The 5,191-nt window shown below is 70.3% G+C and carries 4 protein-coding genes; 2 read left to right on the top strand and 2 right to left on the bottom strand.

Annotated elements, in window-relative coordinates:
• Nucleotides 1–182: 182 nt before the first annotated feature.
• Entirely contained in the window at nucleotides 183–740 is a 558-nt protein-coding gene (locus NON22_RS19935; protein ID WP_257388727.1) for an ECF-type sigma factor, read from the bottom strand.
• Nucleotides 741–959: 219 nt separating this feature from the next.
• Entirely contained in the window at nucleotides 960–2,270 is a 1,311-nt protein-coding gene (locus NON22_RS19930; RefSeq protein ID WP_257388726.1) for a dicarboxylate/amino acid:cation symporter, read from the bottom strand.
• Between the two features lie 799 nt (nucleotides 2,271–3,069).
• On the opposite strand from NON22_RS19930, the gene NON22_RS19925 reads away from it, so the two are divergent.
• Together NON22_RS19925 and NON22_RS19920 are read left to right on the top strand one after the other, a co-directional pair.
• On the top strand, nucleotides 3,070–4,491 hold the full coding sequence (locus tag NON22_RS19925) for a UbiA family prenyltransferase (RefSeq protein ID WP_257388725.1): 1,422 nt from the start codon (nucleotides 3,070–3,072) through the stop codon (nucleotides 4,489–4,491).
• On the top strand, nucleotides 4,492–5,191 hold a 700-nt coding region (locus NON22_RS19920; RefSeq protein WP_257388724.1), incomplete at its 3' end, for an FAD-binding oxidoreductase.

Here is a 5,191-nt window from a genome sequence, read left to right as displayed (position 1 = left end):
CCGCGCGCTGCAGGCCGCGCGTCTCGGCCGCGACCAGGGCCTCGACCTCGGCGGCCACGTCGGCGGTCGCGCCGCTGGCGCGCAGGTGCGCGAGCCGCGCCGGCGGATCCAGGTCGCAGACCTCCTCGAACAACTGGCGCAACTGAGCGAAGCGCGACCCGGTAGCCATGGGGCTGCCGGCGTCAGCTCAGCACGCGGTTGAGCCAGGCCCGTGCGAAGCGCAGGTCGCGATCCACGGTCGGCACGGAGATGCCGACGACGGCCGCGATCTCCTCGCGCTCCATGCCGGCGAAGTAGCTCATCTCGACGATGCGCGCGACGCGCTGGTCCTCGTCGTGCAGGCGGGTCAGGGCCTGGTCCAGCGCGATCAGGTCGAGCTCGATGCGCTGGCCTTCGGAGGCTTCGGCATGGCTCAAGGTGACCACGACGATGTCCCCGCCGCGCTTGGCCGACAGGCGCGAGCGCGCCTGGTCGACGAGCACGGAGCGCATGTGCATCGCGGCCAGCGCGAGGAAATGGGCGCGGTTCTGCCAGTCCGTGTCGGCGCCGAGCAGGCGCACGAGCGCTTCGTGCACGAGCGCGGTCGGCTCCAGGGTCTGCTGCGCGCCCTCGCGGCGCAGGCGCACCGAGGCCATCTCGCGCAGGGTGTCGTACAGCCGCGGCATCAGCCGCTCGAGCGCGAGGCGGTCGCCGCCGCGCCACGCTTGCAACAGTTCGGTTACATCGCCGACGTCGGACATGAGGGGACCGGGTGCTGGACGGCCGGATTGTGCCGCAAGGTTACAGGTTGTGTCGCCGGGCAATGCTGAGTCCGCCGCGAGCCTGAACCGCCAACCCGGCCGATGCGCACGCCGCCGGGGAGTCGGAAGCGTAGTCGCGTGTGGATCCGGCCCGCCTGGCGGCTACGGCGCCGGCCGACGAGGGCCACGGCCCGGAAGAAAGAGAGACCGCACGGAACGTCAGGCCGGCGGCAGCCCCTCCGGCTCGCCGCGCGACACCACGACGGCCGCGGCGAGGTCGCCGGTCACGTTCAAGGTCGTGCGCGACATGTCGAGCAGGTGGTTGACGCCGAGGATCAGGCCTATGCCTTCCGGCGGCACGTTGACCATCGCGAGGATCATCATGATGACCGGGATCGATCCGGCCGGCACGCCGGCCGTGCCGACGCCGCCGAGCACGCAGACGCCGAGCACCATGAGCTGCTGCGCGAGGCCGAGCTCCACGCCGAAGAACTGGGCCAGGAACAGCACCGTGACACCCTCGAACAGCGCCGTGCCGTTCTGGTTCGCGGTCGCGCCGACGGTCAGCACGAAGCGCGCGATGCGCGGCGGCAGCTTGAGGTTTTCCTCGGCGACCTTCAGCGCGGTCGGCAGGGTGGCCGACGACGAGGCCGTCGAGAACGCGGTCAGCATGGCCTCCTCGACGCCGCGGAAGAAGCGCCAGGGACTCATGCCGCCGAAGAGCCGGACCGCGGCCGAATAGACCACGAACTGGTGCACGGCCAGACCGAGCAGCACGACGCCGACGTACTTGCCGAGCAGGAACAGCACCTGCCAGCCGAGCTTCGCCGTCAGGGTGAACAATAGACAGGCCACCGCGTACGGCGCGAGCCGGATGACGCGGTCGATCAGGGTCATCGACAGATCGTAGATGCCCTGGATGAATTCCTTGACGCGGGCGACGCCCGGCGTGGGCGTCAGCACCATCGCGATGCCGAACATCAGCGCGAAGAACATGATGCCGATCATGTCGCCGCCGGAGGCGGCGCGAACGATGTTGTCGGGCACGATCTGCACGACCATCGCGATGCCCGACGGCGGGGCTTCCTGCGCGGTCAGCGTCTTGGACTTGGACGCGCTCTCGGCGAGCAGTTCGGCGCGCGCGGCCGGGTCCATGCCGACGCCGGGCTGGAACAGGTTGACCAGGGCCAGGCCGATCAGCACGGCGATGCCCGAGACGAACACGGTGTACAGCAGGGTCTTCCAGCCGACGCGGCCGAGCGAGCGCAGATCGCCCATGTCCGCGACGCCGAGCACGAGCGCCGAGAACAGCAGCGGAATCACGAGCATCAGCAGCAGGCGCAGGAAGATCTGGCCGAGCGGCTGCGTGACATAGGTGACCGTGCCGGCGAGCCAGGCGCTGTCGGCGCCGGCGAAGCGGTAGCAGAGCACGCCGGCGACGACGCCGACGACGAAGCCGATCAGGATGCGTGTATGCAGCGCGAGACCGCGGGGACCGGCGGCGGGGGCGGTATCGGAGGCGTGGCTCATGCGGGTCCCGCGGCGCTGTACGGAAACGCCGACCCTACCGGAGAACGCCGCGCCGCGGCAATCGCGGCGGCGCGGCGCCCGAAAAGATCGAGCCCGATGCGACAGGGGGGACGCATCGGGCTCGTGCGGTCATCCTGGACCAGAGCACCCTGCCCTTCCTACGACTCCTTGAAAGACCTCGGTATACGTTCCCAGCGGGGCTCCTATGCCCTGCTGCTCGCTCCCACAACCCTGGCCGAACGCTCCCGCGTTCGGCCGCCCCCTTGACTCAAGGGGGCTCCGGAAAAGCACTCCGCAACCTGTCGCAGCGGAGCTCCAGTGCCCTGCTGCTCTTCCTCACAATCCCCGCCGAACGCCGCGCGTTCGACCGCCTGCTTGACCCGAGGGGCTCCGACGGCGATCGCTCCGCAGCGCGTGCAACGAGCTTCCACTCCCCGCTGCGCGGCAACCCGAACGCATTGCCCGAAACTTCCGCACCACGTCGTTTCGGCGTGAAGGACGACAGGCGGCGGCAAAACGGAAAGCATCCGCGAGGCTAAGCGGGCCGGCGGCGGCGAACTGCTGCACGGTTCGCAATTCGGCTGCGTTCTCACCGGTACGTCACAGGGGTTTGCACAGTCGCGGTTAGGAACGCGTGGAATCCGCAGCGGCGGCAACGCGGCGCCGGCACTGCGTCCGTGGACTGGACGGCCCGGACGCCGGCATCCCCCAAGAACATGCCCGGGCCGGGGAGGCTGTGTAGACTACGGCGTTTTCCATTGTCGCGGCCGCAACCGGCTGCCCATACGGAACCTGCCGGATGTCCGCTGCACCGATACCGCTCTGCGTCGACCTCGACGGCACGCTGATCCGCTCCGATCTGCTGTTCGAATCGGCCCTGAGCCTGTTGCGGCGCAACCCGTTCTATCTGTTTGCGTTCGTGCTCTGGCTGGCCGGCGGGCGGGCGAAGCTCAAGCGCGAGATCGCCCTGCGCGCGGACGTCGATCCGGCCGTGCTGCCCTACGACGAGCGCGTGATCGCCTGGCTGCGCGAGCAGCAGGGCCAGCGGCCGCAGGTGCTCTGCACGGCCTCCGACGCGAAACTGGCCGAAGGCGTGGCCGCTCACCTGGGCCTGTTCGACACGGTGCTGGCGAGCGACGGCCGGCGCAATCTCGCCGGCAGCGAAAAAGGCGCCGCGCTGCGCGAGCGCTACGGCGAGCGCGGCTTCGACTATGCCGGCAACGAATTCCGCGATCTGAAGATCTGGCAGCACGCGCGGCGTGCCGTCGTCGTCAACGGCGGTCGCCGCCTCGCGGGCGCCGCCGGCGCCTGCTGCGAAGTCGAGCGCGTGTTCGAGCGCAACGGCGGCGGCCTGCGCGCCTGGCTCAAGGCGCTGCGCCTGCACCAGTGGCTCAAGAACCTGCTCGTGTTCCTGCCGCTGTTCGCCTCGCACCGCGTGCTCGAGTCCGCGGCCGCGTTCAACAGCGCGATGGCGTTTCTCGCATTCGGCCTCTGCGCCTCGGGCGTCTACCTGCTCAACGACCTGCTCGATCTCGACGCCGACCGGCGCCACGCGCGCAAGCGCCTGCGTCCGTTCGCGGCCGGCACCCTGCCGCTGTCGAGCGGCCTGCTGCTCGCGCCGCTGCTCGCGCTGGCCGGCCTCGGGCTCGCGCTCGCGGTGTCGCCGCCGTTCGCCGCCGTGCTGGCCTGCTACTACGCGCTGACCCTGGCCTACTCGCTCCAGCTCAAGCGCATCGTCATGCTCGACGTCGTCGTGCTGGCCGCGCTGTACACCGTGCGCATCATCGGCGGCGCCGTCGTGATCGGCGGCGGCCTGTCGTTCTGGCTGCTCGCCTTCTCGATGTTCCTGTTCCTGAGCCTGGCGATGCTCAAACGCTACACCGAGCTGCACGGCCTCATCGACAGCGGCAGGACCGGCGCGAGCGGCCGCGGCTACGCAGTGGACGACATAGCGCTGATCCAGTCGCTCGGCGGCGCGAGCGGCTACATGAGCGTCCTGGTGCTCGCGCTGTACATCAACAGCACGGCCAGCGAGGCGCTGTACCGCCATCCGCAGGTGCTCTGGCTGCTGTGCCCGCTGCTGCTGTACTGGATCAGCCGCGTCTGGCTGATCGCGCACCGCGGCGACATGCACGACGACCCGGTCGTGTTCGCGCTCGTCGATCGCGTCAGCCGCGTGATCCTCGCGCTCTGCGCGATCGCCGTGGCCGGAGCGATCTGAATGAGCGGCACGTCCTGGGGCCGCTATCCGCCGCCGCGCGATCAGCGCCTATGGATGCTGCGCGACCGCGACGCGCCGCTGCCGGATTTCTCCGGCACCGCGCTGCCGCACGGCAACGGGCGCAGCTACGGCGACTCCTGCCTCAACAGCGGCGGCAACCTGCTGTGCACGCGCGGTCTCGACCGCTTCATCGCGTTCGACGCCGAGCGCGGCGTGCTGCGCTGCGAGGCCGGCGTGTTGCTCGGTGAGATCCTCGACCTCGTCGTCGGCCAGGGCTGGTTCCTGCCGGTGACGCCGGGTACGAAGTACGTGACCGTCGGCGGCGCGATCGCCAACGACGTGCACGGCAAGAACCACCACGTCAACGGCTGTTTCAGCGAGCACGTCAACGGTTTCGAGCTGCTGCGCAGCGACGGCAGCCGGCGCTGGTGCAGCGCGCAGGAGAACGCCGACTGGTTCGCCGCGACGGCCGGCGGCCTGGGCCTGACCGGCCTGATCACCTGGGCCGAGCTGCGCCTGCAGCGCGTGCGCGGTCCGTGGCTCAACGCCGAAACGCACCGCTTCGGCAGCCTCGCCGAATTCTTCGCGCTGTCGGCCGCGGCCGAGCGCGACTACGAATACACCGTGGCCTGGATCGACTGCGCCGCGCGCGGCGCGGCCGCGGGCCGCGGCCATTTCATCTGCGCGAACCACGCGCCGG

It is taken from the genome of Tahibacter caeni (assembly GCF_024609805.1).
Taxonomy (GTDB): Bacteria; Pseudomonadota; Gammaproteobacteria; order Xanthomonadales; family Rhodanobacteraceae; genus Tahibacter; species Tahibacter caeni.
The sequence above is the reverse complement of the archived record's forward strand: the minus strand, read 5'-3'. Positions and strand labels throughout refer to the sequence as shown.